We start from the raw sequence: 25333 nt of genomic DNA on the forward strand, positions 1-25333 counted from the left end.
GGATTGTACTGGATTGTGACTGGTCGTGCCACCGCCGGCAGCCGAGTATCGCGGCTCGGGAAAGGCGGAACGGACATGCAATCTGCGGGAAGCGGCTGGGGCAACGGCCTGCTCGGCGTCATCATCTTCAGCGGCTCGCTGCCGGCGACGCGCGTCGCGGTCGGCGGCTTCTCCGCGCTGTTCCTGACATCGGCCCGCGCGGTCATCGCGGCGCTGATCGGTGTGGCCGTGCTCGGCGTGCTGCGGCAGGCCCGGCCGCAGCGGGGGGATTTCGCCTCTCTCACCATCGTCGCCATCGGCGTCGTGGTCGGCTTCCCGCTGCTGACGGCGCTCGCGCTCCAGCACATCACCTCGGCCCGTTCGATCGTCTTCATCGGCTTGTTGCCGCTCTCCACCGCGGTCTTCGCCGTGCTGCGTGGCGGCGAGCGGCCGCGGCCCTTGTTCTGGCTGTTCGCGATCCTCGGCAGCGCCACGGTGGCCGGCTTTGCCTTGTCGAATGGCGGTTCGGCCTCGCTCACCGGCGATCTCCTGATGGTGGCTGCGATCGTGCTGTGCGGCCTCGGCTATGCCGAAGGCGCCGCATTGTCGCGCCGGCTCGGCGGCTGGCAGGTGATCTCCTGGGCGCTCCTGCTCGCGCTGCCGCTGATGGTGCCGGTCGCGGTTCTGACCTGGCCGGCGAGCTGGAGCGGCGTCAGCGTGCCCGCCTGGATCGGGCTCGCTTACGTCTCGATCTTCAGCATGTTCGTCGGCTTCATCTTCTGGTACCGCGGCCTTGCGATCGGCGGCATTGCGCGTGTCGGCCAGTTGCAGCAGCTCCAGCCGTTCTTCGGTCTCGCGCTCGCCGGCCTGCTGCTGCACGAGCCCGTCGCCTGGAGCATGATCGTCGCGACCGTCCTCGTGGTCGCCTGCGTCTTCTTCGCGCGCCGGTTTGCGTGAGGCTTGTGCCTCACGCCTGCCCCATCACTGTCTTCGTCAGCGCGCCCTTTGCAAACTTCTTCAGCGGCATCGGCTTGCCGAACAGGAAGCCCTGCACGAGATCGAAGCCGAGCTCGTTGGCGGCGACGAGGTCGGCGCGGCTTTCGACCCCCTGGGCCACGCTGCGCGCGCCAAAGCCCTGCGCGAGCTCGACGATGTGACGGCACACCGTACGCTTCAACCGGTCACTGCCGCTGCCGGTGACGAATTGCCGGTCGGCCTTCAGCTTGACGAAGGGGACTTTGTCCCGCTCCATCAGCGCCGGCCAGTTGGCGCCGAGATTGTCGATCGACAGGCCGATATTGTGTAGCCCGACCTCGCGCGCGACCTCGGTCAGGAGATCGATATCGCGGATCGCCTCCTCGCTGTCGATCTCGACCGTCAGCCCGCCGAAGGCCGGATGCGTCGGCACGCGGCGGCAGAGATCGCGCACCGCCTGCGGCTCCTTAAGATAGGACGCGGGCAGGTTGATCGAGAGATCGACCGGGGTCTGCTGCTCCAGCAGATAATGCCAGTCCCGTATCGCGCGCTCGATCACGAATTCGGAGAGGTCGCGCAGATGCGGATCGCGCTCTTCGGGAATGAAGTAAGCCGGCGGCACCACGCCCCAGGTCGGATGCCGCATCCGTACCAGCGCCTCGGCGCCGCTGCGGATCAGCGTGCGCGCGTCGATCTTGGGCTGGTACCAGAGCTCGAGCCAGCCGGCATGAAGGGCCTCGCCGACATGCACGGCGGGACTCGGCGCGGGCTCTTCCGGCAGCAGCATGGCGATGCGCTCGCGCAGCGTTTCCGCCGCAAAGGGCGTGGTCAATGGCGGCAGCATGGCAAGGCCATATTCCTCGCCGACCTGCCGCACGGCCTTGACGATGATCGACTCGCGGGCGCCGACGGCGAGAACCTTGCCGGCGAATGCCTCGCGCACCAGTATTTCGAGGAATCTCCCCGGCTCGATGCCGTCGGCGGCGACGCCGAGCAGGATCAGGTCCGGCAATTCGGTGGCGAGCACGGTTTGCAGCTCGTCCGAGCTGGCGCATTCGCTGGTGACGAAGCCGAGATCCTCCAGCACCTCGCTGAGGAAGGCGCGCAGATGCCGCTTGCTATCGGCCACGCAGGCGCGCGGCGTTACCTTTCGTCGTCCGAAGGTCACAGGCCTTCGTCCGACGAGTTCAACCATCCCATCGTTCATCAACACCACTCCCGTTCCGTGACGGTTTCTTAAACGCCGAGCGTGGGTTCAAATAAGGAGAGCTTCACATCGTTCTTGAATTATCTGAGTAACGTTAAGCCCTGCAATTCGAGCTAATTTGTCGACAGACTCTTCGCAAAGAACTCGCATACCCGAGCACCACGCGCGCAACGCCTGCCAGCGCACGCGAAATGTCTCTCGCGCGATCTGAGCTGCGTCCTGTTCGCCGACGGATGGAAGCGAGCGACGCAGATGTGTGCCCTTTCGAAGCAACGACGCGACCAGCGGAGATTAATTTCCGGCGTTTCTTCGGGGTGTGCGACCGCTCGTTGCGACGAAGACGGTGAACAGGACCGCGTCGTCCGCGGTGGGCGGGCTGCGTTGCGGCGGTCGCTCTCCCCGATGGCTTTGGGTGGATTGGGAGCGTGCGGCGGCGACGTTCGGAGGATTGCATTCGCGCGATGCGCGCAAGTTTCGCTTTCGCTCGTGACGGTTCTGCGACACCGCGTCCGGGCCCACGGCTGCAAATGTGAAGTGCATCACACGCGCATTGCTGCACCTGCGCTATTGCTCCGCACAGCCGGTGGTGGGCTGTCGAGGATTTACGACAATGACGATGCGGCGAATGATGTATTGGTGGTTCAGGATCGTGATGTCAGGGCGATTTCTCGATCGCTTCCTGTGCCTGCCGCGTGCGCATTAAAGCGCGATGCGATCATCGCGCTTTGGGTTATTGTTCAAGCGTGATCTTTTCGGAAAACCGCTGCGCACTTTTCCGGATCATGCTTTAGGCACCTCGCGCGATATCAGGTCTGCCCGATCAATTTGCGAAACGCCGCCGCGCCGTCCTGCACCACGTCGCGGCCCTTCCAGGCCAGATAGGTCAGCTTGCCGCCGAGCGTGTCGTGGCTGCGCAGCCGGCGCGAGCCGAGAATGTGGCCGACATTGGACGGGAAGCGGCTCACCTCGGCCGACACCAGCGCCGCGATCGCGTCCATCAATTGCTGGAGCCGGATTCCCCATTCGCAACCCTCGATGCCGTCGATGCGCACCTTGAGTGCATATTCGGTGTCGTAGATCTCGGCGAGCAGGTCGCGGGCGACCAGCACCCGGTTGTGCCGGAGTGCGATCCGAAGCGCGAGGCGCTTGTCGTCGAGCCGGTCGAGTACCATGGGAATGACGCAGGCATAGGGCGTCGCGGCGACATCGGTGACGCTCTTGCTCGCAGCGGCCTTGGTGGCGAGACGCGCCAATTGCCAGGGCATCGTCAGGCGCCTCGCCACCAGCGCCAGCGCGAAGGGCAGCGCATCGGGATGAGACTTCTTGAAGGCGTCGAGCTGCGCGGTGATCTGGGCAACCCGGCCGTCGTCGAATTTCACGATCTTCTCAGGCAGCTTTTCGTTGAACTTCGGCAGCGCATCGCCCGCACGCAGCACGTGCTGCATCTTCCTGACGTCGTCGAAGGCGGTGCGTGAGGCCGTGTATTGCGCGAGTTTGCCGCGCGCGAATTCGGTGCTCTCCACTGATGCGAAGGTGCTCTCGAGGACCTTCACGACCTTGGTCTGGAAGGTCGAGGCGACCTTCAGGGCTTCCTTCGGGTTGTTGGCGGCGACCTGGTCGTTGATCGCCTTGATGTAATCGCGTGCCATGGTCGGCAGCAGGTCGCGGCAGATCCACTCCCAGATCGGCGTGAGGGTGTTGCGCGAGATCCGTCCCATATTGGCGTGCTCGGGCGCGCCGTCGATCAGGAGCAGCTCGAGCGGCGCGAAGAAATAGCGCGACGGGCTGGTGGCGCGCGCCTGGGTCGATCCGTCCTTGCGAAACTCGGCGCGCAAGCGCGACTGGATGTCGGACGAGCCGGGCATGTCGATGCCGCACAGCTCGAGCCGTTCGAGTTCGCTGAGCAGACAGCTGCGCGACAGCGGCGTCAGCCTCTGCAGGAATTCCGACAGCCGATCGATGTCGTTCATGGCACGCAATCTTTCGCAGCGTTTCCCGCGGGCGTGCGGGCCCAATGCGTGGAGGCATTTGCGCGCTCTCTACTTCCCCTCAGAGAAGCAAGTCGCCGTTAATTAATCCGTAAAACCCGGGGGGCGGCGTCGGGCCAAAGCAGCGGTTAAGGATGATTTCGTCCGTGTGCCCAAGTCTTGGGCGAAAAACTCAACCCTGGCGTGGGCCGGCGCCGCCAAACGCAAGCACAAATTGTGCCGGCGACACCACTTTAACGCAAAACCGACAAAATCACCGTAGTCTACGGAGCAAAAAGTTAACCACAGACCGCCCCCGGTTCCGCTAAACGAGTGACATGGGGTCACAGAATGATACGGCCACCGATTCGCGGCCGTCGGAATGGTACGAAAGCAGCGCTGCTCCAACTGAAGAGCTCGATTTCGTCCGCCTGAGCGCCGCCCGGGCCAAGGCCGCCGACGAAATGGCTGCTGCCATCGCCCGCGAGCTCAACGGCCCCCTGACTGCCCTGCTGCTCTACATGGGCGAGATCAAGCATCACAGCGATCAACTCGCGCCTGTGACCGGCGACCGCGCCTATTTGCAGCGCGTGGTCGAGAACGCGCTGGCACAAACCGAGCGCGTTTGCGGCCTGGTCAAGCAGCTTGCCGGTCCTCACAAGGGTGGCTTGTCGATCCCCTCCAGCGCCGAGGACGCGGAATCGAAGGCCGTCCGCGCCCAGCAGGCCCAGCGCGTGCCGAGCGCCGAACTCCTCAGCCTGTCGGGTCAGAAGCGGCTGACCAAGCGCGAGCGCGAGGTGCTGAGGCTGATCAGCGAAGGTTATTCGAACAAGCAGGGTGCGCTTCGAATGCAGATCAGCCCGCGCACGTTCGAGAGCCATCGCGCCGAGGCGATGCGCAAGCTCGGTGCGCGCAACACCGCGGATCTCGTCCGCGCGGCGCTGCTGCACTCGATCGACTGAGGCTGGTGTGTTGCAGCGCCGGCGGGCGATGCGGACAAGGCCCCGAGAGATCTTCCGGGACGTCTGAAAAACCCGATCGCGCTCAGAAATAATCTTCGGCGAAGGGACGCGCGCGCGAGACGGGACGCAGCGGCTTGATCTCTTCCTTCGGTCCGTTCGGGATGATCGTGATGGTCCAGCGGGGCGGCATGCTCGATTCATGCTCCAGCACCGAACGCACGAAGCCGGTCACCGTGGACTCGCCAGCCCTCACCGTCGCCATGCGGCCGTTGAACTGAGCAATACGGAAGCGGCGAACCTCTTTCTGGTCCGCGGTCTCGTAGGTGAACATGGAAACCCTCCTGGTTTCCGGCGACTATCGCCACCTATGATTAGCCATCTCTAAAAATCCCAAGCCGTAGAAGTACGGCGGGAATGCACGCGCGTGTGGTTAGCCCTGCGGCTCCTGCGCGCGCGCGGCGGCGTAGGCGGCGTCCATCAGGTCCAGGAGATCGCGGAATTCGCCATCGCCGAGCCTCTCTGCGGACTTCTCCAGTCGCAGCGCCAGCGCCGCGAGCCTGACATAGCCGAACGTTCCGGCCGCGCTCTTCAGCGAATGCGCTTCGCGCGCGATCCTGGCGTGATGCTGCGCCGGCGGGAGCGTGCGAAACAATTGCAGGCGCGCGGAAGTCTCGCTCCAGAATACATCGCGCACTTCGCAGGCACCGTCCTCGCCGATCTCGCGCACCAGCGCTTCGTAAGCGCGCGGCTCGCGCGCAGGCTCGGCATCGAGCGCCTTCTGCGCGGGCGCGACGGTGACTTCAAACATGGGCCTGCTGCCTTGATCACGGGTCATTTGTCGCGCGGCACGTCCCGGCGCGAGGAATGCCCCGTGTCTACGGCATTCGAATTTCAGTTCCGGTAGCAGGACACTAGGTGTTTGCAGGCCGGCATTAGCAGGCAGTTTACCATGCGCGTGCGGCGGTCAGCGCGCGCCGAGCAGCCGGTCGTACTGGGCCTTCACGGTGGCGTAGCATTCGCACGCCGTCTGGCGCAGGCCGTCGAGGTTGGTGATCTGGATGTGCCCGCGGCTGTAATGGATGAAATTGGCTTGTTGCAGGGTGTTGGCGACCAGCGACACGCTGTTGCGCCGTGCGCCGATCATCTGCGCCATGGCCTCCTGGGTCAGCAGCAGCCGGTAGTCGCCCGAGAGGTCATGCGTGTGCAACAGGCAGCGCGACAGCCGCGACTCCACCGGATGGGCGGCATTGCAGCCTGCCGTCTGCTGGACCTGGGCGTAGACCGCGAGCCCGTGGCGCGTCAGCAACGTGCGCAGGGTGCTGCTCTGATCGGCGGCGATCCGCAGCCGGTCGAGATCCATCACCGACGCGACGCCCGGAACCAGCACGATGGCGGTGTTCAGCGCGGACGCATCGCCCATGGTCGAGAGCGTCCCGAGCAGGCTGTCTCGGCCGATCATGGCGACTTGCACATGCTCGCCCTTGGCGAGTTTCACCACCAGCGAAATGACGCCGCGGTGGGGAAAATACGCGCGCTTCAGCGCCTCGCCGGTCTCGACCAGCACTGCGTCATGGGGCAGGTCGACTGTTCGCAGGTGCGGGCGGATCGATTCATAGTCGTCTGCCGACAGTGCGGACAGGAAACCGTTGGCTGAGCGCACCATCGTTTCCAAAAGCTGCCTCCCGTTCCCGCGCCATCGAATCGCGATAGACGAAATCACGCCCGGCGGCGGGTAAGTTCCATCATGTTCACGCCGGGATATATTGGCAATTGGGACACGTTGTCCGACCACGGCAGCGGTCCTGCCACGCTGCGTGCACGCCCGCATACCGTTGATTGCGCCGAGCTGTCGTCACGGCCCGGTTCCTACCAGGCGGAGGTGGTGGGCTTTCACGGCCGAATGGCAGTCGCAGGACGTCGTCTCCAGCGCCCGCAGATCGAGGATTTCAATCTGGCCGCGGCTGTAGTGAATGATGCCGGCCCGCTGCAGCGCATGCGCGACCAGCGAGACGGCATTGCGCCGTACGCCCAACATCTGCGCCAGCGCCTCCTGGGTCAGCGGCAGGATTTCACTGTCCGAGAGATCGCGGGCACGCAGGAGCCAGCGCGCGAGGCGCGCCTCGACCGGGTGCAGCGTATTGCAGAGCAGCGACTGCTGCGCATGCGCGAGCAAGGCCTGCTCATGGCGGACCATCAGCTGGCGAAACGGCGCGCTTGCGGCAGCGACCGTACGGAAAGCTGCGATTTCCAGCACGGAAGCGGTCCCTGGGAACAGCACGACCGCGTCTGTCGGCGCGATGCCGCCGGCAAGCGCCGCGCCGCCACCGACGACACTGTCGCGGCCCAGCATCGCCACCTCGATCATCTGTCCTTCGGACAGGCCCACCGTGATCGAAACGGATCCGCCATGCGGGAAGTAGACATATCTCAGCGCAGCACCCGCCTCGCACAAGACAGATTTCCTGACCATTTCGACTGTGGCGAGATGCGGACGCAGCAGATCGAGATCTGCCGCGTCGAGCATTTGCAGTAATTGGTTGGACGGGCGGCCGCTCGCAATCATCGAAGGTCAATCCGGCGTGTTCGATGTACGATCGGTGTAAAGCCCGCTCGTCATCCAGTTGCGCGGTGACAAAAACATATTGTAAAGGTTGTGGGGCTGTCCATATACCCGTTAGAGGGCAGACAGGCTGCGGCATTTGCGGCGGAAATAAGAATGGCGCGCTGATTCGCTCATGAGCCTGTGCGCCGGTCCTGCAGGGGCTGCGCAGGAAAAAGCTGCAGGGGGGCTTTCATGAGCCGGAAGCATTGCATCCGCGCTGCGATCAGAGGCCGGTCGACCCGCGCAGTGTCGTCCGTTGGACCAGCATTTACAGCCATCCAATATTGCCATGAAGCCTGGCGTCGCGTGGCCGCAGATTTCGCGTCCATCTTCCCCGTGCCGCCAACGACATTCGCGACCGTCCATTTTTTCGATTGAAAGCAAAGGAGAACGGCGTGCCCCACGGTTCAATTATTGAATCGCCAAAACGGGAAACTCAAATGGGGACAGAAGGTCTGCGCCATATTCTCGTTGTCGACGACGACCCGATGGTCTGCATGGCCATCGAGGTCTATCTCCAGCGCAACAATTTTCGGGTAACGATTGCCGAAGGAGGTGAAGCCGGACTGCGCGCGCTCGAACACCAGCAATTCGATCTGATGATCATCGATATCTTTATGCCGCACATGCGCGGCTTCGAATCGATCCGGCTCTTTCACGAGCGGGCGCCGGTCATTCCGCTGATCGCGATGTCCGGCTACGCCTTTGCAAATCTGAATTCGCCTGCACCCGATTTCCTCCGGATGGCGCTCGAGCTCGGTGCCGCACGCTGTCTGCGCAAGCCGTTCACGCCGCACGCGCTGCTCGCCGCCATCAACGATTGCCTGGCGGAGCACCGTCCCGACGGCGACATCGCCTCGGCCGCGCGATTGGGTTAGCGCGGCGCGGGCGGCTATGGCCACGGGGTAACGGTTCGTTTACCGCGTCCGCGGACCACGCAGATCGCGCCGCCAATGCGAACTGAGGGGCGCGACTGCGCCTCTGGTTGCGGACGGCGCGGTTCGATGTCCCGCAGGCCGCCCCTATCGTCCTTCATGAGCAGGATTTTCCGGCGCGCTTCGCCCGCTGTTATCGGCCCGTTTACCTCACGCGTCCCCACCGTCGCGGCGCGGAGCCGGTTTTGCCGAAAGGCGCAGCCGCATGCGGGCGAACCGCAAACTTCTCTTCAATATCCGTATTAGGACGGAGGATGAAATTAACGGGACTGTGAAAAGGGATGTCTAACGATCGAGAATAGGGCTTCCGTCCGTGCCAAAGGTGGCGCAGGCGCCGAAGTCCAGGGGTCAGGTCAGTAAGGCGTAGCTCATGGATGATCTGTTGCGGGAGTTTTTGACGGAGACCAGCGAGAGCCTGGACACCGTCGACAACCAGTTGGTGAAGTTCGAGCAGGAGCCGAACAACGCCAAGATCCTGGATAACATCTTCCGCCTGGTCCACACCATCAAGGGCACCTGCGGCTTCCTCGGATTGCCGCGGCTCGAAGCGCTGGCGCATGCCGGCGAGACGTTGATGGGCAAATTCCGTGACGGCATGCCGGTGACCGGGCAGGCGGTGACGGTGATCCTGTCCTCGATCGACCGCATCAAGGAAATCCTCGCCGGCCTCGAGGCGACCGAAGCCGAGCCCGAGGGGACCGACCGCGATCTCATCGACAAGCTGGAAGCGATGGTCGAGCAGGGCATGGCGGCAATGGCCGCGGGCGCTGCCGCCGCTCCCGTTGCCGAAGCTCCGCCGCTGGTGCCGGAAGCCCCGGTTGCCGCTGCTGCGCCGGCAAACCTGACCTCGGGCACGCTGATCGACCAGACCCTGGAGCGCCCGCTGCGTCCGGGCGAAGTCTCGCTCGACGAGCTCGAGCGCGCCTTCCGCGAGACCGCGATCGAGGCGCCGACGCCTGTTGCTCAGGCTGAAGCCAAGCCCGCGCCGGCCGCTGAAGCGCCCGCGCCCGTTGCCAAGGAAACCGCCAAGGAAGCAAAGTCCGCCAAGGAGAAGGCCGCGCCGAAGAAGTCGATGGCCGACGAGGGCGCCAGCGAAGGCGACCGCATCGCCAACCAGTCGATCCGCGTCAACGTGGATACGCTGGAGCATCTGATGACCATGGTTTCCGAGCTGGTGCTGACCCGCAACCAGCTGCTGGAGATCTCCCGCCGCAACGAGGACACCGAGTTCAAGGTGCCGTTGCAGCGCCTGTCCAACGTCACCGCCGAGCTGCAGGAAGGCGTCATGAAGACGCGCATGCAGCCGATCGGCAATGCCTGGCAGAAGCTGCCCCGCATCGTCCGCGACCTGTCGAGCGAACTCGGCAAGCAGATCGAATTGGAGATGCACGGCGCCGACACCGAGCTCGACCGCCAGGTGCTCGACCTGATCAAGGACCCGCTCACCCACATGGTGCGCAACTCCGCCGATCATGGCCTGGAGACCCCCGCCGAGCGTCTCGCATCCGGCAAGGGCGAGCAGGGCACCATCCGCCTGTCCGCCTATCACGAGGGCGGCCACATCATCATCTGCATCGCCGACAACGGCCGTGGCCTCAACACCGAGAAGATCAAGGCCAAGGCGATCTCCTCAGGGTTGGTCACCGAGGCCGAGCTCGAGAAGATGAGCGAAGCCCAGATCCACAAGTTCATCTTCGCGCCCGGCTTCTCCACCGCAGCCGCCATCACCTCGGTGTCGGGCCGCGGCGTCGGCATGGACGTGGTGCGCACCAATATCGACCAGATCGGCGGCACCATCGACATCAAGTCGGTGGCCGGCGAGGGAAGCTCCGTCACCATCAAGATCCCGCTGACGCTGGCGATCGTCTCCGCCCTGATCGTCGAAGCCGCCGGCGACCGCTTTGCGATCCCGCAGCTCTCGGTGGTCGAGCTGGTGCGGGCCCGCGCCAACTCAGAGCACCGCATCGAGCGCATCAAGGACACCGCGGTCCTCCGTCTGCGCAACAAGCTGCTGCCGCTGATCCATTTGAAGAAGCTGCTCAAGATCGACGACGGCGCCGCGTCCGATCCCGAGAACGGCTTCATCGTGGTCACGCAAGTCGGCAGCCAGACCTTCGGCATCGTCGTCGACGGCGTGTTCCACACCGAAGAAATCGTGGTGAAGCCGATGTCGACCAAGCTGCGTCACATCGACATGTTCTCCGGCAACACCATCCTGGGCGATGGCGCGGTGATCATGATCATCGACCCCAACGGCATTGCCAAGGCGCTTGGCGCCGCCGGCTCCTCGGCCCATGACATGGGCGACGAGAACGGCGCGCACCACATCGGATCGGGCGAGCAGACCACTTCGCTGCTGGTGTTCCGCGCCGGCTCGTCGCAGCCCAAGGCGGTCCCGCTTGGCCTCGTCACCCGCCTGGAAGAGCTGCCCGCCGACAAGATCGAGTTCTCGAACGGCCGCTACATGGTGCAATACCGCGAGCAGCTGATGCCGCTCGTTGCCATGGAAGGCGTCACCATTGCCAGCCAGGGCGCCCAGCCGATCCTGGTGTTCGCCGATGACGGCCGCTCCATGGGCCTCGTCGTCGACGAGATCATCGACATCGTCGAGGAACGGCTCAACATCGAGGTCGGCGGCTCCGCCTCCGGCATCCTCGGCTCGGCCGTGATCAAGGGCCAGGCCACCGAGGTGATCGACGTCGGCCACTTCCTCCCGATGGCGTTCGCCGACTGGTTCACCCGCAAGGAGATGAAGCCGTCGATGCACTCGCAGTCGGTGCTGCTGGTCGACGACAGCGCCTTCTTCCGCAACATGCTGGCGCCCGTGCTCAAGGCCGCCGGCTACCGCGTCCGCACCGCGCCGACCGCGCAGGAGGGCCTCGCGGCACTGCGGGCGCAGAGCTTCGACGTGGTCCTGACCGACATCGAGATGCCCGACATGAACGGGTTCGAGTTCGCGGAAGTTATCCGCTCCGACAACAATCTGGGCTCGATGCCGATCATCGGCCTGTCCGCGCTGGTGTCGCCGGCGGCGATCGAGCGCGGCCGTCAGGCCGGCTTCCACGACTATGTCGCCAAGTTCGACCGTCCCGGTCTGATCGCGGCGCTGAAGGAACAGACCGCGGGTGCCGCCGGCGCCTCCGAGCTGAACCGGGCAGCGGCGTAAGAGCAGGACAGGGATCAGGAGAAGCAGATGAACAAGAAGACGCAAGTGGGCGAAGGCGCCATGGTCGAATACGTCACCGCGATGATCGGCGGCCAGCTGTTCGGCCTGCCGATCTCCCGGGTCCAGGACGTGTTCATGCCCGAGCGCGTCACCCGCGTGCCCTTGTCCTCGCGCGAGATCGCGGGCGTGCTCAATCTGCGCGGCCGCATCGTCACCGTGGTCGACATGCGCGCCCGCCTCGGCCTGCCGCAGCCCGAGGACGGCAAGGTGCCGATGGCGGTCGGCGTTGACCTCCGCGGCGAATCCTATGGCCTCCTGATCGACCAGATCGGCGAGGTGCTGCGCCTGCCGGAAGCCGGCATGGAAGAAAATCCCGTCAACCTCGACCCCCGCATGGCCAAGCTCGCCGGCGGCGTCCATCGCCTCGACGGCCAGCTCATGGTCGTCCTCGACGTCGATCGCGTCCTCGAGCTCGAAACCAAAGTGCAGATGGCTGCGTGAGCCAACGAAACATCGAAGCCGGAGAACCAAAATGAAGACATGTTTGGTGGTCGATGATTCCAGCGTCGTTCGCAAGATCGCGCGCCGGATCCTGGAAGGCCTGGAATTCCAAGTCACCGAAGCCGAGGACGGCTCGAAGGCGCTCGAGATCTGTCAGCGGCAGCTGCCCGACGCGGTGCTGCTCGACTGGAATATGCCGGTCATGGACGGCTTCGAATTCATGGGCCACATGCGCCGCCTGCCCGGCGGCGACCAGCCCAAGGTGGTGTTCTGCACCACCGAGAACAATGTGGCTCATATTGCCCAGGCGCTCAGCGGCGGCGCCAACGAGTACATCATGAAGCCTTTCGACAAAGACATCATCGCCGACAAGTTCGCTGAAGTTGGTTTGATCCCGGTCGGACAAGCCATGGTCTGAGTGTGTCTGGCCCGCGTATTTAGGCCAGAGTGTTCCAGTACAGCTTCGAAGAGGCCATCCGTGACCCCGACCGAGTATGAGTATCTGCGTAAATTCCTGAAGGACAATTCCGGTCTCGATCTTTCCGCAGACAAGCAATATCTGATCGAAAGCCGCCTGCTGCCGCTGGCCCGCAAGGCCGGGCTCTCCGGCATCGGCGAACTCGTGCAGAAGCTGCAGGGCGGCTCGCGCACGGTGATCACCGACGTGGTCGAAGCCATGACCACCAACGAGACCTTCTTCTTCCGCGACAAGGTCCCGTTCGATCATTTCCGCGACACCATCATGCCCGAGATCATCAAGGCGCGGGCCGCCCGCCGCAGCATACGGATCTGGTGCGCCGCCGGCTCGACCGGGCAGGAGCCCTATTCGCTGGCGATGTGCCTGAAGGAGATGGGCGCGGCCCTTACCGGCTGGCGCATCGAGATCATCGCGACCGATCTGTCGCAGGAGGTGCTGGAGAAGGCCAAGGCCGGAATCTACAGCCAGTTCGAGGTGCAGCGCGGCCTGCCGATCCAGATGCTGATGAAATATTTCAAGCAGACCGGCGAGACCTGGCAGGTTAATCCCGAATTGCGGGCGATGATCCAGCACCGGCAGCTCAACCTGCTGCACGATTTCGCGCAGCTCGGCACCTTCGACGTCATCTTCTGCCGCAACGTGCTGATCTATTTCGATCAGGACACCAAGATCAACATCTTCAACCGGCTGGCGCGCCAGATCGAGCCCGACGGCTTCCTGGTGTTGGGTGCGGCCGAAACCGTGGTCGGCCTGACCGATACGTTCCGGCCGATTCCGGAGCGGCGCGGCCTCTACAAGCCGAACGATCCGCGTGCCGCAGCCGCCAAGCCGGCTCTCGCCGGCGCCGCGCCGCGCCTGGCGGCCATGGCAGGACGATAGACATGGCCGAGGATGGCAAGGGTACGGAACGCGTGACTTTCAGTCGCGGCTACGATGTCTGCATCATGGCCATCGACGGCACCTGGCGCCGCGACTGCAAGCTCAACGCGATCTCCGATACCGACGCCATCCTCACGGTGGAAGGCTCGATCCAGGGGTTGAACCTGAAAGAGTTCTTCCTGCTGTTGTCGTCCACGGGCCTCGCCTACCGCCGCTGCGAGCTGGTCCGCGTCAACGGCGCCGAGATGGACATTCAGTTCCTGCGCGGCAAGAACAGGAAGAAGCGCGGCGCAGCCGGCGGCCGCGACGAAGCGGCGTGATCCGCCCGCATCCGTCGCCGTCTTTTCCGGCCCGTTGCTTCACATTTTCTGAAAACATCCGAGTGAATTGGCGCCAGGAACTTTACGCGGCCTAAGCGCGAAGCGTGTATCCATTGTTGGTCCCAATCTCAGGATACTGAAATGCCCAGAAGTTCTCTTTCCCCCATCCCCTCAAACCTGCCCGACGGCGCCGAGCGGCGTGCGCTTCAGCTCCTTGTGGTCGATGACGACGCCACGCAGCGCAGCCTGATCACGGTCGCCGCCAAGCAGGCCGGCCACGAAGTCACCGTGGCGCCGTCAGTGGCGGATGCGATCGAGAAGCTCCGCGCCGCGCGCTTCGACTGCGTGACGCTCGATCTCGTGCTGGAGGATGGCGACGGCATCGACGTGCTGCGCGAGATGGCGGCGGCGAAGTTCGGTGGCGCGGTGATCGTCATCAGCGGCATGGACGGCAAGCGCCGCAGCGCCGCCCGCAGCTTCGCCCGGTCCGTCGGGATCGAGCTCCAGAGCCTGCCGAAGCCGCTCGACCTTGCGGCCTTGCGCATCAGCCTCGCCAATCTCGGCAAGACCGCGATGGGCCTTCCGGCGATCCACACCTGGGGTGGTGTTGCCACCGACGCGATCGTGGAACGCCACCGCGCGTAAGGTTTGCGGAGCTGCCATGCGATGGCATGCGGCCCTGCGCCGCGCTGATAGCGATCTATGCCGGGGTGCCGGATTCAGAGAGGCATTGCAGGGCGTGGCCAAGGCCCGCCCGGCAGGCGTTGAGGGCGGCGCTCGCCGTCGCATAGCGCGGCGTGACGTCGTCGAGCACGAAAATGTCGGCGGAACCGGCCGGATCGCCATGATCGTCGTGCGCCAGGCCCATTTCCAACAGGCCAGCTTCCATCATGGCTGCGTCGATCAGGCGCATGCTGCTCTCGATCCGTGTGATCAGGGAGCGAAGATCGGCAGCGATCAACCGACGGCTGTCGGTCTCAAGCATCGCGATGAGCGGGGGTGTGCCAGCGAAATTTAGCATGGATATTCTCCGTACCCCGCAATTAGGCACCCTGCCGCTACTTGTGCGTTAAGTCCATGTCCCGTACAAATACGGGTGGGCCGAATCCGCGCCGAACGCCATAACAGTTGGCGCGGACGCGAGTCCTTCATGCCAACTGGATGTGGCACATGGCCGAACAAAGCTCTCGCGGTGAAATCTTCGTGGTCGACGACGACCCTGCCGTTCGCGACACCCTGTCGATGGTGTTGAAGGCGGCGGGCTATGAGGTGATCTGTTTTGCGGACGGCGCAGCGCTGCTCTCCGTCGCGCGAAACCGCACACCGGCTGCGATCCTGCTCGACGTGAACATTCCCGGAAAGTCGGGCCTCGACATTCTGAAGGAACTGCACGGCGAGGATTATCCGGCGCCGATCTTCATGATCTCCGGACAGGGCGACATCGCGATGGCGGTGGGCGCGATCAAGAGCGGCGCGCTGGACTTCATCGAGAAGCCGTTCCGCGGCAGCGAAATCGTCGGCCGGCTCGACGAGGCGATCGGCGCCTATGCGCGCAGGCAGGCGGAGAACGCCTCGCCGAAATTCGGCTCGCTGCACTTCCCCGGACGTGAGCCGCTGACGCGCAGGGAGCGCGAGGTGCTCGAGCAGTTCGCCTCCGGTGCGTCCAACAAGGAAGCCGGCCGCACCCTCGGCATCAGCCCGCGCACCATCGAGGATCACCGCGCCAACATCATGAAGAAGCTCGGCGCGCGCAACGCCGCCGATCTGATCCGCATCGTGATGACCGCGGCCCAGCGCGCGTCGTAACTCGTGCCCCGGACGCAGCGCATCATGCAATGATGCGCTGCTGAGCGGGGCCCATCTCTCGAATTTCACCGCTGACAGTTCTGGTCCCGGCTCTGCGTCGCAGCGTTGCACGCTGCGCCTTGTCCGGGACACACGAGCAATCAGCCGCTCAGTGCCTTGCGGATGATCCGCGCGAGATCCGATTTGCGATAGGGCTTGGCCAGCAGCAGGACGCCGGAATCCAGCCGGCCGTGATGGATGATCGCATTCTCGGTATAGCCTGACGTGTAGACCACCCTGAGATCGGGGCGTGTCTTCATCAGTTCGTCGGCGAGCTGCCGTCCGTTCATCTTGCCGGGCATGATGACGTCGGTGAACAGCAGGTCGAACGGCCTGCCGGCGGCAACGATCGCGAGCGCCTCCGCCGCGTTCGCGGCCTGCAAGGTGACGTAACCCAGCGCATGCAGCTGCGCCAGCACGTAGTCGCGCACCAGCCGGTCGTCCTCGACCACCAGGATCGTCTCGTGTCCGCCCTCGATCGTCGCAGGCGTCACGCCCTCGCCGATGGCCGTCGGCGTCTTGCCGGGCGGCAGGTACATCTTGATCGTGGTGCCGTGGCCTTCCTCGCTGTAGATCTTGATGTGGCCTGCGGACTGCTTGATGAAGCCATAGACCATCGACAGCCCGAGTCCGGTGCCCTTGCCCGGTCCCTTCGAGGTGAAGAAGGGATCGAACACCCTGGGCAGCATGTTCGCAGGGATCCCGGTGCCGGTGTCGCTCACGGCGATCAGCACGTAATGGCCGGGACGGACGTCGTTGCCGCTGGCATAGACCTCGTCGAGATAGGCGGCGCCGGTCTCCACGATCAGCTTGCCGCCGCCGGGCATGGCGTCGCGGGCATTGAGCGCGAGATTGAGGATCGCGGTGGTGAGCTGGTTGGGATCGACGATCGCGACGCAATTCTCGTCCTCGAACACCGATTCGATCTGGATCTGCTCGCCCAGCGTCGGCCTCAACAGCTTCGCGGTGTCGACCACCAGCGAGTTGATGTCGATCTCGCGCGGCTGGAGCGGCTGCTTGCGCGCGAAGGCGAGCAGGTGCTGGGTCAGATCGGCGCCGCGCGCGGCGGCCTCGTCGATCATCTTCGTGATGGCCGCAAGCTGCGGCTCCTTTTCGACGGCCTCCGCGAGAATCTCGATCGTCCCGGTGATGACGGTGAGGATGTTGTTGAAATCGTGCGCCACGCCGCCGGTGAGCTGGCCGACCGCCTCCATCTTCTCGGCATGGCGGATGCGCTCCTCGGCGGCGATCTTGTCGGTGAGGTCGCGGTAAAAGACGTTGAACAGCAGGCCTTCGCGGCGCTTCAGCGCGGTGACGCTCAGCTCGGCCTTGAATTCCTTGCCGTCGCGGCGGCAGCACATCAGCTCGCGGCGGCGGTTCAGCGTCCTGCCGTCCTCGTTCTTCAGGAATTGCTTCAGGCCGGCCCTGACCCTCTCGCGTTCGCTCTCGGCGACGATCAGGTCGATCGTGCTCTTGCCGAGCACCTCGTCGCGGCGCCAGCCGAACAGCTGCTCGGCCTGCGAATTCCAGTTCAGGATGCTGCTGGTCTCGTCGGTCTGGATGAAGGCGTCGAGCGAGGTCTCGACGATGTTTCGGGCGAGTCGCTCGCTCTCGCGCAGCGATTCCTGCGCGAGCCGCGCTTCCGTCATGTCGCGTCCGACGAAGAAGAAGCGCTGCGCCTGCTCGGACCAATTGCCGAGCCAGGACAGCCAGACCTCGTGTCCGTTCTTGTGGAAACAGCGGGTGTCGCCGAGCTTGGGGCGCTCGCCGCGCCGCAGCGCGCGCATGTCCTCGCGCGATTGCGCCAGATGGTCGGGATGAATGAAGTCCGCGCCGCTGCGGCCGATCATCTCGTCCGGCCGGTAGCCGAGAATGGTCTCGCTGCTCGGGCTGATCTGCGCGACATGGCCCCGCGGGTCCATGACCATGATCAGATCCTGCGAGGTATCGAAGATCTGTCGGCGCTCTTCGAGCTGCTGCTGCAGCTGCCGCTCGGCCCGCCGCGCCTCGGTGAGACTATGCGCGGTCCCGGAGACGCCGATGATCTCGCCGGACGGCCCCCTGATCGGCGAGAGGCTGAGTGAGATCTCGACCGGCGTGCCGTCCTTGCGCAGGCGCACCGTCTCGAACCGCTCGATCGACTCGCCCCGCGCGATCCGCGCCAGATAGTCCTTGCCATGCTCGCGCCGGTCGGGCGGCACGATGATCGCAGTGGATTTCCCGATCGCTTCACTCGCCGAATAGCCATAGAGCCGCTCGGCGGCCGGATTCCAGCCCGTGATGATGGCGTCGAGCGTCTGCATCACGATCGCATCGTCGGACGATTCGACGGCGGCGCTGAACAACTGCTCGCGTGCCGCATGATGGCTTCGTGCGGCCTCGGTGCGGCGATGCTCCCGGATCTCGCGCTCGAGAGCGGCTGTCTTCGCCCGCGTCTCTTCGACCATCTGGGCGAAAGCCCGCGCCAGCACGCCCGTCTCGCCGCTGGCATCGACGGGGATGTCCGCCTGCCGTCCGCGGCCGATCGCCTCCACGGCCGCGGTCAGGCGGCCGATCGGGCGGGTCAATGAGCGCGCCAGCAGCACCGCGAGCGCCGCTGCGGCGAGGACGGCGAGCACGCCGACCAGCACGGACGTCTTTTGAATGGCGGCCGGCACCCGGCCGAAGACGGACGGGGGAATGGTCACGATGATTGCGGTCCATTCCTTGCCCGCCAGCAGCGCCGGCGCGATCGCCGCGCCGGTCGGCCGGCCCGACGCGTCGGTCATGAGCCGCGTGGATAGGTCCGACGTGCCGGCCATGGCCGAGAAGAATGGAAAATCATCGCGCCAGTTGGTGGGGCGGCCCTGCAATGAGGCGAATTCCCGCGCGCGATCGGGATGAACGAGATAATCGCCGTGCGAATTCACGACGTAGATCTCGCCACCCGAGCTCGCCGTCGAGCGGATGCGGTCGAGGGCCGGACGCATGTCGATATTGGCGATGATGATCCCGAACGGCTTGCCATTCGGCGTGAACAGCGGCGTAGCGACCCGCAGCGTCGGAGTGTGCAAGACCGTGGTGCCCCCCTGGCGGGTCGCGAGATCGATCGGCGACACGTAAATCTCGCCCGGCGCCAGCCTCATCGTGTCCTGAAAGTAGGCTCGGTCGCCCTTGCGCTCCAGCTCGCTGTTGGGGACGATCCGCGCCGCTCCATGCGGGCCGGAGCGGTCGACGCGGACCAGCTCGCGCTGGTCGTCGTCGAGACCGATGATGCGAAACTGCCCGTAGCTGGGCTTGGCCTCGATCTCGGCTGCGAGCCGCGTCGCGATGCGGTCGCGCCAGGTCTGCTCTGTAACGCCGTCAAGGGGGTCAACTCCTCCGCCGAGACGGGCGCGGATCAGGCCGTTGATGGCCGCGGCAGAGCGATAGCCGATCAAATCGCCGCGGACTCCGGCAACATAGGATTCCAGGTTGGCCGCGAGCAGGCGTGACTGGGCCTCGACCCGCTCCAGGACGCGCGGAATGACCGCTTGCGTGGTGTTGCGAAAGCCGAGCCATCCGACTGCGGCCACGGTGACCGCCACCAGCAGGATCATCGCGATCGCCAGCCGCGTTGCGAGGGTCAAGCGGATGTTCGCAGGGCTTCCCGGATGACCGCGCCTGGTCTGGCCTGGAGCAGCGGCGCCCCCGTCATCGGTGGCCGGAGCTGACATCGGACCCCTCCGGCTCGCCTGCTTTCAGGCAGCCATCGACCGCGGCGAGCAGGGCGTCGGGCCGGAACGGCTTTTGCAAACTTGCCACCGCGCCGAGCTTGGTCGCCATCTTCAGGAAGTCCGGCTCCGCATAGGCATCCGGCGTGATCGAACGGCCGGAAATGACGATGATCGGAATGGCCGGAGCCAGCACCCGGATGTGACGCATCGTCTCCAGCCCGTCCATGCCGGGCATGAAGATGTCGAGAAACAGGAGGTCGAACCGGCTGGCCTCGAACAGCGCAAGTCCCTTGCGGCCATCGCCCGCGACGGTGACGTGATGACCGGCCCTCTCCAGGAGCAGCCGGATCGTGAGTTGGACGGCCGGGTCGTCATCCACGATCAGGATGTTGGCCACGTCTGAATTCCTCCGGGCCGGACAGGACGTCCCCACCGGCCGCAAATCAAACCATCAAAGACGAAATTGTTGCGCGGATTCAGCCCGGCCTGCAAGCACTTCGCGAACGTCCGGTGAATGCTCGCCTAAGCCGAAAACGGGGACGCATGCTTATGCACGGTTGCGTGCATAAGGGTTCGTCAGGCTGGTGGTCTGTCTAATCGGTCAGATATTCCGGATAATGGCTCCGGATCTTGTCGAGTTCGCTGAGCGTGCCCGACAAATGCTTGCGCAGATGCTGTTGCGCGGCATCGGAATCTCCGGCTTCGATCGCGCGGGTGATCAGCTTGTGGTGACGGACGATGTTCTGGGCCTTGCCGGGTGAGGGCAAATGCAGCCGGCGCAGCCGGTCGATATGTCCGCTGCGGCTGCGCACCAGCGTCCAGAGCTCCTGCTTGCCGGCCGCCGCATAAAGCTGGGCGTGAAAATCATTGTCGGCGGCGATGAAGCTCTCGAAGTCCCCGGCTTTCGCGAACTGCTGCTGAAGCGCGATCACATGGTCGAGGCGGAGGACCAGGGCCTGGTCATGCTGCTCCGCGAGCAGCCGGACGATTTCGAGCTCCAGCGCCTGGCGCAGGAAATGCGCCTGCTCGGCGCGGCCGACATCGACCCGGCTGACCACGGTCGCGTGCTGCGGAAACACGTCCACGAGCCCTTCTTCCTCGAGCCGCATCAGGGCGTCGCGGATCGGCGTCGAGCTGACCCCGAATTGCGCGGCGAGATCCGTGCGCGACAGCGGCGAGCCCGGGGGCAGTTCGAGCGCGAGAATGGCGTTGCGCAGCCGCTCGAACACCTGCGGCGCGGCCTGCCGGGCCCGGTCGAGCCGCGCGCCGGGGCGGGCCGCGCGGGGCGCGGGATGGGCTGTTTCCATGGCGAGGGCTCCGGCGGACTTGCCTTTGATGCACTAATGCATTAGTGCATCAGCAGGATCGCTCGTCAATGGCGGCCGGAGGAAACGAACAATTATGATCAAGCCATTCCAGCGTGGCGCTGCCGCCATCGCCCTGATCGTCGCAACCGTGCTGGCGGCTTCGCCGGCGCGTGCGCAGCAGAAATCCGAGATCGCGCTGTCGCGCCAGCCCGGCATTTTCTACATGCCGAGCCACATCATGGAGAAGCTGAAGCTGATCGAGAAGCACGCAGCTTCACTCGGCCTCGCGGGCGTCACCACCAAATGGATCACCTTCTCCGGCGGCGGCGCGCAGACCGATGCGCTGCTCGCGGGCGGCGTCGACATCCTCAACACCGGCACCGGCAATCTTCTGCTGCTGTGGGACCGCACCCGCGGCGGCGTGAAGGGCATCGTCGCGACCTCGGCGCAGCCGATGACGCTGATCAGCCGCGACGCCAACATCAAGTCGATCAGGGATTTCGGCCCCTCCGACAAGATCGCGGTGCCGACCGTCAAGGTGTCGACCCAGGCGATCGTGCTGCAGATCGCGGCCGCCGAGGCCTTCGGCGCCGACCAATGGTCGAAGCTGGATGCCAACACCGTTCAACTCGGCCATCCCGACGCTTATGCGGCGCTGTCCAATCCCAAGCACGAGGTGCACAACCACTTCTCCATCCCGCCCTTCACCTTCCTGGAGCTGAAGAACGTGCCGGGCGCGCATATCGTGCTGTCGTCGCCGGACGTGATGGGCGGGCCGCTCAGCCAGGCCCAGTTCTTCACCACCACCAAATTCGCCGAGGCCAATCCAAAGATCATCCAGGCCGTGCGCGACGCGACCAAGGAAGCGCAGGCCCTGATCCGCAGCGACACGAAGCAGGCGGTCGAGATCTACAAGGAGATCACCGGCGACAAGACCTCGGTCGAGGAGTTGCTCGATCTGCTCAAGGAGCCCGGCATGATGGAGTGGAATCTCGAGCCGCAGGGCACGATGAAATTCGCTGCGCATCTGTTCAAGACCGGCACGCTGAAGAGCCAGCCCAAGGCCTGGACGGATTATTATCTCCCCGTCGCGCACGATCTGAAGGGCAACTGATGGCGCTGCTCGACGTCAGCTCCGTGACGCTGCGCTACAAGACCTCCAGCGCAGTCGTCACCGCCACGGAGAGGGTGAGTTTCACGGTCGACAAGTCCGACCGCTTCGTGCTGCTGGGTCCGTCCGGCTGCGGCAAGTCGACCCTGCTCAAGGCCGTCGGCGGCTACATGACCCCGAGCGAGGGCCGCATGACCATAGGCGATCGCGAGATCCACGGTCCCGGCGCCGACCGGATGATGATCTTCCAGGAGTTCGACCAGCTCCTGCCGTGGAAGAGCGTGCTCGCCAACGTCATGTTTCCGCTGCTGACTGCGCGAAAACTGTCGCGCAGGGACGCCGAGGCCAAGGCACGGGCCTATATCGAGAAGGTCGGCCTCACCCGCGTGGTCGATGCCTATCCGCACACGCTGTCCGGCGGCATGAAGCAGCGCGTCGCGATCGCGCGCGGCATGGCGATGGAGCCTGATATCCTCTTGATGGACGAGCCGTTCGCGGCGCTCGATGCGTTGACGCGCCGCACCTGCCAGGACGAGCTGCTCCAGCTCTGGAGCGAGACCAAGTTCACCGTGCTGTTCGTGACCCATTCGATTGCGGAGGCGATCCGCATCGGCAACCGCATCCTGCTGCTGTCGCCGCATCCCGGCCGCGTCAAGGCCGAGGTGATCGACGTCGACAAGGTCTCGAACGAAGACGGCAGCGCCGGCCGGCTGGAGAAGGAGATCCACGATCTCCTGTTCGCCGGCGAAGCCACCGCGCATTGAGGAGCCTCTGATGGGCGAAGCCAGGATATTGCTGCGGGCCGAACCGGTTGCTGCCATCGGCGCAGGCGAGGTCGAGCGCAAGCTGAGCGTGCTTGAGCTGTTGTGGAACGACGGCTTCGTCCGCAAGTCGGTGATCATCCTGTTCCTGGCGGCGGTCTGGGAAGCCTACGGCCTCACCCTCGACAATCCGCTGCTGTTCCCGACACTGCACGACACCGCGATCACGCTGTTCGACCGCGTCAAGGACGGCACCATTCCGATGCGGGCCTGGACGTCGCTGAAAGTTCTGTTCATGGGCTATTCGGCCGGCATCGCGCTCGCCGCCATCTTCACCGTGCTCGCGATCTCGACCCGCATCGGCACCGATTTCCTCGAGACTGTCACGGCGATGTTCAATCCGTTGCCGGCGATCGCGCTGCTGCCGCTGGCCCTGATCTGGTTCGGCCTCGGCAATGGCAGCCTCGTCTTCGTGCTGATCCATTCGGTGCTGTGGCCGGTCGCGCTCAACACCCATTCCGGCTTCAAGAGCGTGTCCAACACGCTGCGCATGGTCGGCCGCAATTACGGCCTGAGCGGCTTGCCCTACGTCGCAAAAATTCTCATCCCGGCCGCCTTCGGCTCGATCCTCACCGGCCTCAAGATCGGCTGGGCCTTTGCCTGGCGCACGCTGATCGCGGCGGAGCTGGTGTTCGGCGTGTCCTCGGGGCAGGGCGGGCTCGGCTGGTTCATCTTCGAGAACCGCAATTTGCTCGACATACCCGCCGTGTTCGCGGGCCTCTTGACGGTGATCATCATCGGGCTCTTTGTCGAGAACCTGATCTTCCGCGCCATCGAGCGGAACACCGTGCAGAAATGGGGCACCCAATCATGACCAAGAAGAAAATAACGCCCGACCAGCTCCGCAGCGCGCGCTGGTTCGCGCCCGACGATCTCCGCTCGTTCGGCCACCGCTCCCGCACCATGCAGATGGGCTACGCGCCGGAGGAGTGGAAGGACCGGCCGATCATCGCGATCCTCAACACCTGGTCGGACGCGCAGCCCTGCCACATGCACTTCAAGTCGCGCGTCGACGACGTCAAGCGCGGCATCCTGATGGCCGGCGGCCTGCCGCTGGAGCTGCCGGCGCTATCGCTGTCGGAATCGCTGCTGAAGCCGACCACCATGCTCTATCGCAATCTGTTGGCGATGGACGCGGAGGAGCTCTTGCGCAGCCATCCCGTCGACGGCGTCGTGCTGATGGGCGGCTGCGACAAGACCACGCCGGCGCTGCTGCTGGGCGCGACGTCGATGAACATTCCGGCGATCTATCTGCCGGCCGGCCCGATGCTGCGCGGCAATTGGAAGGGCAAGACGCTCGGCTCCGGCTCGGACGGCTGGAAATACTGGGACGAGCGCCGCGCCGGAAAGATCTCCGACAAGGACTGGCTCGACATCGAGGCCGGCATCGCCCGCAGCTACGGCACCTGCATGACCATGGGCACGGCCTCGACCATGACGGCCATTGCCGAAGCGATCGGCATGACGCTGCCCGGCGCCTCCTCGATCCCCGCGGCCGACGCCAATCACATCCGCATGGCCTCTGAATGCGGCCGACGCATCGTCGAGATGGTTTGGGAGGATTTGACGCCGAAGGTGATCCAGACCAGAAAAGCCTTCGAGAACGCGATTGCGGTCGCGATGGCGATGGGCTGCTCGACCAACGCCATCATCCATCTGATCGCGCAGGCTCGCCGCGCCGGCAAGGACATCGGCCTCGACGATTTCGAGATCGCGAGCCGCAAGGTGCCCGTGATCGCCAACGTGCGGCCGAGCGGCGATGCGTATCTGATGGAAGACTTCTTCTATGCCGGCGGCCTGCCGGCGCTGATGGGGCAGATCAAGCCGCATCTGCATCTCGACTGCATCACCGTCACCGGCAAGACACTGGCTGAGAACATCGCGGGCGCCGAGGTGCACAATGCCGATGTGATCCGCTCGGTCGACAATCCCATTTACAAGGAAGGCGCGCTCGCCGTGCTCAAGGGCAATCTCGCGCCCGACGGCTGCGTCATCAAGCCTTCCGCCTGTGCGCCGCGCTTCCTCAAGCACACCGGGCCGGCGCTGGTGTTCGACGATTATCCCTCGATGAAGAAGGCGGTCGACGATCCCGATCTCGATGTCACCGAAGACCACATTCTCATCCTGCGCAATGCGGGGCCGCAAGGTGGCCCGGGCATGCCGGAATGGGGCATGCTGCCGATCCCGACCAAGCTCGTGAAGCAGGGCGTGCGCGACATGGTGCGCCTCTCGGATGCGCGCATGAGCGGCACCAGCTATGGCGCCTGCATCCTGCACGTCTCGCCGGAATCCTACATCGGCGGCCCGCTGGCGCTGGTGCAGAACGGCGACCGCATCACGCTCGACGTTGCCGCCCGCACCATCAATCTCGACGTCCCCGAAGCCGAGCTCGCAAAACGCCGCGCCGCCTGGAAACAGCCCGAGCGCCGCTTCGAGCGCGGCTATGGCTGGATGTTCACCAAGCACATCAAGCAGGCCAATGACGGCTGTGACTTCGACTTCCTCGAGACCGATTTCGGCGCGCCGATCGGCGAGCCGTCTATTTACTAGCCCACTGTCATTCCGGGGCGCGCCCCTTGGCGC

General features: G+C 64.8%; 24 protein-coding genes. 14 read left to right on the forward strand and 10 right to left on the reverse strand.

Annotation, left to right across the window (positions count from 1 at the left end):
* Positions 1 to 75 precede the first annotated feature (75 nt).
* A complete protein-coding gene (locus tag CIT37_RS02265; protein ID WP_095425466.1) occupies positions 76 to 936 on the forward strand; it encodes a DMT family transporter in 861 nt (286 codons plus the stop codon).
* Between the two features lie 10 nt (positions 937 to 946).
* Here CIT37_RS02265 and CIT37_RS02270 read toward each other — a convergent pair whose 3' ends face one another.
* Both CIT37_RS02270 and CIT37_RS02275 read right to left on the reverse strand, forming a co-directional pair.
* The gene (locus tag CIT37_RS02270; protein ID WP_095425465.1) at positions 947 to 2161 is read right to left on the reverse strand and encodes an EAL domain-containing response regulator; all 1215 of its coding nucleotides are present in this window, start codon (positions 2159 to 2161) and stop codon (positions 947 to 949) included.
* A gap of 806 nt (positions 2162 to 2967) precedes the next feature.
* Positions 2968 to 4131, reverse strand: coding sequence for a hypothetical protein (locus tag CIT37_RS02275; protein ID WP_095425464.1), 1164 nt, complete (start codon positions 4129 to 4131; stop codon positions 2968 to 2970).
* Positions 4132 to 4466: 335 nt separating this feature from the next.
* On the opposite strand from CIT37_RS02275, the gene CIT37_RS02280 reads away from it, so the two are divergent.
* Entirely contained in the window at positions 4467 to 5090 is a 624-nt protein-coding gene (locus CIT37_RS02280) for a helix-turn-helix domain-containing protein (RefSeq protein WP_028139177.1), read from the forward strand.
* A gap of 82 nt (positions 5091 to 5172) precedes the next feature.
* Here the strand turns inward: CIT37_RS02280 and CIT37_RS02285 are convergent, their stop codons facing one another.
* The 4 genes from CIT37_RS02285 to CIT37_RS02300 form a co-directional block, all read right to left on the reverse strand.
* Positions 5173 to 5421 carry a hypothetical protein gene (locus tag CIT37_RS02285; protein WP_038949373.1) on the reverse strand — a complete coding sequence of 83 codons (249 nt, stop codon included), beginning with the start codon at positions 5419 to 5421 and terminating at the stop codon, positions 5173 to 5175.
* A gap of 99 nt (positions 5422 to 5520) precedes the next feature.
* Positions 5521 to 5898, reverse strand: coding sequence for an Hpt domain-containing protein (locus tag CIT37_RS02290; RefSeq protein ID WP_028139175.1), 378 nt, complete (start codon positions 5896 to 5898; stop codon positions 5521 to 5523).
* A gap of 156 nt (positions 5899 to 6054) precedes the next feature.
* Positions 6055 to 6753 carry a Crp/Fnr family transcriptional regulator gene (locus CIT37_RS02295; RefSeq protein ID WP_038949375.1) on the reverse strand — a complete coding sequence of 233 codons (699 nt, stop codon included), beginning with the start codon at positions 6751 to 6753 and terminating at the stop codon, positions 6055 to 6057.
* 189 nt (positions 6754 to 6942) lie between these two features.
* Positions 6943 to 7653, reverse strand: a complete 711-nt coding sequence (locus CIT37_RS02300; RefSeq protein WP_095425463.1) for a Crp/Fnr family transcriptional regulator — start codon at positions 7651 to 7653, stop codon at positions 6943 to 6945.
* Between the two features lie 434 nt (positions 7654 to 8087).
* Here CIT37_RS02300 and CIT37_RS02305 point away from each other — a divergent pair, with 434 nt between their 5' ends.
* The 7 genes from CIT37_RS02305 (at position 8088) to CIT37_RS02335 (ending at position 14616) form a co-directional block, all read left to right on the forward strand.
* Positions 8088 to 8570, forward strand: coding sequence for a response regulator (locus tag CIT37_RS02305; protein WP_038949377.1), 483 nt, complete (start codon positions 8088 to 8090; stop codon positions 8568 to 8570).
* Positions 8571 to 8997: 427 nt separating this feature from the next.
* Positions 8998 to 11793 (forward strand): hybrid sensor histidine kinase/response regulator, encoded by a 2796-nt coding sequence (locus CIT37_RS02310; RefSeq protein ID WP_109866577.1) that lies wholly within the window; start codon positions 8998 to 9000, stop codon positions 11791 to 11793.
* Positions 11794 to 11820: 27 nt separating this feature from the next.
* A complete protein-coding gene (locus tag CIT37_RS02315; protein WP_095425505.1) occupies positions 11821 to 12294 on the forward strand; it encodes a chemotaxis protein CheW in 474 nt (157 codons plus the stop codon).
* Positions 12295 to 12325: 31 nt separating this feature from the next.
* Entirely contained in the window at positions 12326 to 12712 is a 387-nt protein-coding gene (locus CIT37_RS02320; RefSeq protein ID WP_028143851.1) for a response regulator, read from the forward strand.
* Positions 12713 to 12772: 60 nt separating this feature from the next.
* Positions 12773 to 13651, forward strand: coding sequence for a CheR family methyltransferase (locus CIT37_RS02325; protein WP_028143852.1), 879 nt, complete (start codon positions 12773 to 12775; stop codon positions 13649 to 13651).
* A gap of 2 nt (positions 13652 to 13653) precedes the next feature.
* Complete coding sequence (locus CIT37_RS02330) at positions 13654 to 13971, forward strand: hypothetical protein (protein WP_018321617.1); 318 nt, start codon at positions 13654 to 13656, stop codon at positions 13969 to 13971.
* 141 nt (positions 13972 to 14112) lie between these two features.
* Positions 14113 to 14616, forward strand: coding sequence for a response regulator (locus tag CIT37_RS02335; RefSeq protein ID WP_028143853.1), 504 nt, complete (start codon positions 14113 to 14115; stop codon positions 14614 to 14616).
* Positions 14617 to 14671: 55 nt separating this feature from the next.
* On the opposite strand, the gene CIT37_RS02340 is transcribed toward CIT37_RS02335, so the two are convergent.
* Positions 14672 to 14992, reverse strand: coding sequence for a hypothetical protein (locus CIT37_RS02340; RefSeq protein ID WP_028143854.1), 321 nt, complete (start codon positions 14990 to 14992; stop codon positions 14672 to 14674).
* 149 nt (positions 14993 to 15141) lie between these two features.
* Between CIT37_RS02340 and CIT37_RS02345 the strand changes: the two genes are divergently transcribed.
* Positions 15142 to 15777 carry a response regulator transcription factor gene (locus tag CIT37_RS02345; protein ID WP_026202588.1) on the forward strand — a complete coding sequence of 212 codons (636 nt, stop codon included), beginning with the start codon at positions 15142 to 15144 and terminating at the stop codon, positions 15775 to 15777.
* A gap of 140 nt (positions 15778 to 15917) precedes the next feature.
* Here CIT37_RS02345 and CIT37_RS02350 read toward each other — a convergent pair whose 3' ends face one another.
* From CIT37_RS02350 to CIT37_RS02360, 3 genes are all read right to left on the reverse strand, one after another.
* Positions 15918 to 19511 carry a PAS domain S-box protein gene (locus CIT37_RS02350; RefSeq protein ID WP_095425506.1) on the reverse strand — a complete coding sequence of 1198 codons (3594 nt, stop codon included), beginning with the start codon at positions 19509 to 19511 and terminating at the stop codon, positions 15918 to 15920.
* Positions 19489 to 19908: a response regulator gene (locus tag CIT37_RS02355; RefSeq protein ID WP_095425507.1), complete on the reverse strand. Its 420-nt coding sequence runs from the start codon at positions 19906 to 19908 to the stop codon at positions 19489 to 19491. The genes CIT37_RS02350 and CIT37_RS02355 overlap by 23 nt, the downstream gene beginning before the upstream one ends.
* 196 nt (positions 19909 to 20104) lie before the next feature.
* Entirely contained in the window at positions 20105 to 20818 is a 714-nt protein-coding gene (locus CIT37_RS02360) for a GntR family transcriptional regulator (RefSeq protein ID WP_038951262.1), read from the reverse strand.
* Positions 20819 to 20912: 94 nt separating this feature from the next.
* Here CIT37_RS02360 and CIT37_RS02365 point away from each other — a divergent pair, with 94 nt between their 5' ends.
* The 4 genes from CIT37_RS02365 to araD are packed head-to-tail and all read left to right on the forward strand — an operon-like array spanning position 20913 to position 25300.
* Positions 20913 to 21932, forward strand: coding sequence for an ABC transporter substrate-binding protein (locus CIT37_RS02365; protein WP_038951261.1), 1020 nt, complete (start codon positions 20913 to 20915; stop codon positions 21930 to 21932).
* Positions 21932 to 22693 carry an ABC transporter ATP-binding protein gene (locus CIT37_RS02370; protein ID WP_018321609.1) on the forward strand — a complete coding sequence of 254 codons (762 nt, stop codon included), beginning with the start codon at positions 21932 to 21934 and terminating at the stop codon, positions 22691 to 22693. The genes CIT37_RS02365 and CIT37_RS02370 overlap by 1 nt, the downstream gene beginning before the upstream one ends.
* 10 nt (positions 22694 to 22703) lie before the next feature.
* On the forward strand, positions 22704 to 23564 hold the full coding sequence (locus CIT37_RS02375; protein WP_028143859.1) for an ABC transporter permease: 861 nt from the start codon (positions 22704 to 22706) through the stop codon (positions 23562 to 23564).
* The gene (gene araD, locus CIT37_RS02380) at positions 23561 to 25300 is read left to right on the forward strand and encodes an L-arabinonate dehydratase (RefSeq protein WP_038951259.1); all 1740 of its coding nucleotides are present in this window, start codon (positions 23561 to 23563) and stop codon (positions 25298 to 25300) included. The genes CIT37_RS02375 and araD overlap by 4 nt, the downstream gene beginning before the upstream one ends.
* Positions 25301 to 25333: the final 33 nt, after the last annotated feature.

The sequence above is a fragment of the Bradyrhizobium ottawaense genome, from assembly GCF_002278135.3.
Lineage (GTDB): Bacteria > Pseudomonadota > Alphaproteobacteria > Rhizobiales > Xanthobacteraceae > Bradyrhizobium > Bradyrhizobium ottawaense.

Coding starts and splice junctions, on each gene's coding strand:
- CIT37_RS02350 (WP_095425506.1), bottom strand. CDS start 19,511: ATGTCAGCTCCGGCCACCGATGACGGGGGCGCCGCTGCTCCAGGCCAG.
- CIT37_RS02280 (WP_028139177.1), top strand. CDS start 4,467: ATGGGGTCACAGAATGATACGGCCACCGATTCGCGGCCGTCGGAATGG.
- CIT37_RS02335 (WP_028143853.1), top strand. CDS start 14,113: ATGCCCAGAAGTTCTCTTTCCCCCATCCCCTCAAACCTGCCCGACGGC.
- CIT37_RS02265 (WP_095425466.1), top strand. CDS start 76: ATGCAATCTGCGGGAAGCGGCTGGGGCAACGGCCTGCTCGGCGTCATC.
- CIT37_RS02370 (WP_018321609.1), top strand. CDS start 21,932: ATGGCGCTGCTCGACGTCAGCTCCGTGACGCTGCGCTACAAGACCTCC.
- CIT37_RS02345 (WP_026202588.1), top strand. CDS start 15,142: ATGGCCGAACAAAGCTCTCGCGGTGAAATCTTCGTGGTCGACGACGAC.
- CIT37_RS02275 (WP_095425464.1), bottom strand. CDS start 4,131: ATGAACGACATCGATCGGCTGTCGGAATTCCTGCAGAGGCTGACGCCG.
- CIT37_RS02320 (WP_028143851.1), top strand. CDS start 12,326: ATGAAGACATGTTTGGTGGTCGATGATTCCAGCGTCGTTCGCAAGATC.
- CIT37_RS02365 (WP_038951261.1), top strand. CDS start 20,913: ATGATCAAGCCATTCCAGCGTGGCGCTGCCGCCATCGCCCTGATCGTC.
- CIT37_RS02270 (WP_095425465.1), bottom strand. CDS start 2,161: ATGAACGATGGGATGGTTGAACTCGTCGGACGAAGGCCTGTGACCTTC.
- CIT37_RS02330 (WP_018321617.1), top strand. CDS start 13,654: ATGGCCGAGGATGGCAAGGGTACGGAACGCGTGACTTTCAGTCGCGGC.
- CIT37_RS02285 (WP_038949373.1), bottom strand. CDS start 5,421: ATGTTCACCTACGAGACCGCGGACCAGAAAGAGGTTCGCCGCTTCCGT.
- araD (WP_038951259.1), top strand. CDS start 23,561: ATGACCAAGAAGAAAATAACGCCCGACCAGCTCCGCAGCGCGCGCTGG.
- CIT37_RS02315 (WP_095425505.1), top strand. CDS start 11,821: ATGAACAAGAAGACGCAAGTGGGCGAAGGCGCCATGGTCGAATACGTC.
- CIT37_RS02310 (WP_109866577.1), top strand. CDS start 8,998: ATGGATGATCTGTTGCGGGAGTTTTTGACGGAGACCAGCGAGAGCCTG.
- CIT37_RS02295 (WP_038949375.1), bottom strand. CDS start 6,753: ATGGTGCGCTCAGCCAACGGTTTCCTGTCCGCACTGTCGGCAGACGAC.
- CIT37_RS02300 (WP_095425463.1), bottom strand. CDS start 7,653: ATGATTGCGAGCGGCCGCCCGTCCAACCAATTACTGCAAATGCTCGAC.
- CIT37_RS02340 (WP_028143854.1), bottom strand. CDS start 14,992: ATGCTAAATTTCGCTGGCACACCCCCGCTCATCGCGATGCTTGAGACC.
- CIT37_RS02290 (WP_028139175.1), bottom strand. CDS start 5,898: ATGTTTGAAGTCACCGTCGCGCCCGCGCAGAAGGCGCTCGATGCCGAG.
- CIT37_RS02360 (WP_038951262.1), bottom strand. CDS start 20,818: ATGGAAACAGCCCATCCCGCGCCCCGCGCGGCCCGCCCCGGCGCGCGG.
- CIT37_RS02375 (WP_028143859.1), top strand. CDS start 22,704: ATGGGCGAAGCCAGGATATTGCTGCGGGCCGAACCGGTTGCTGCCATC.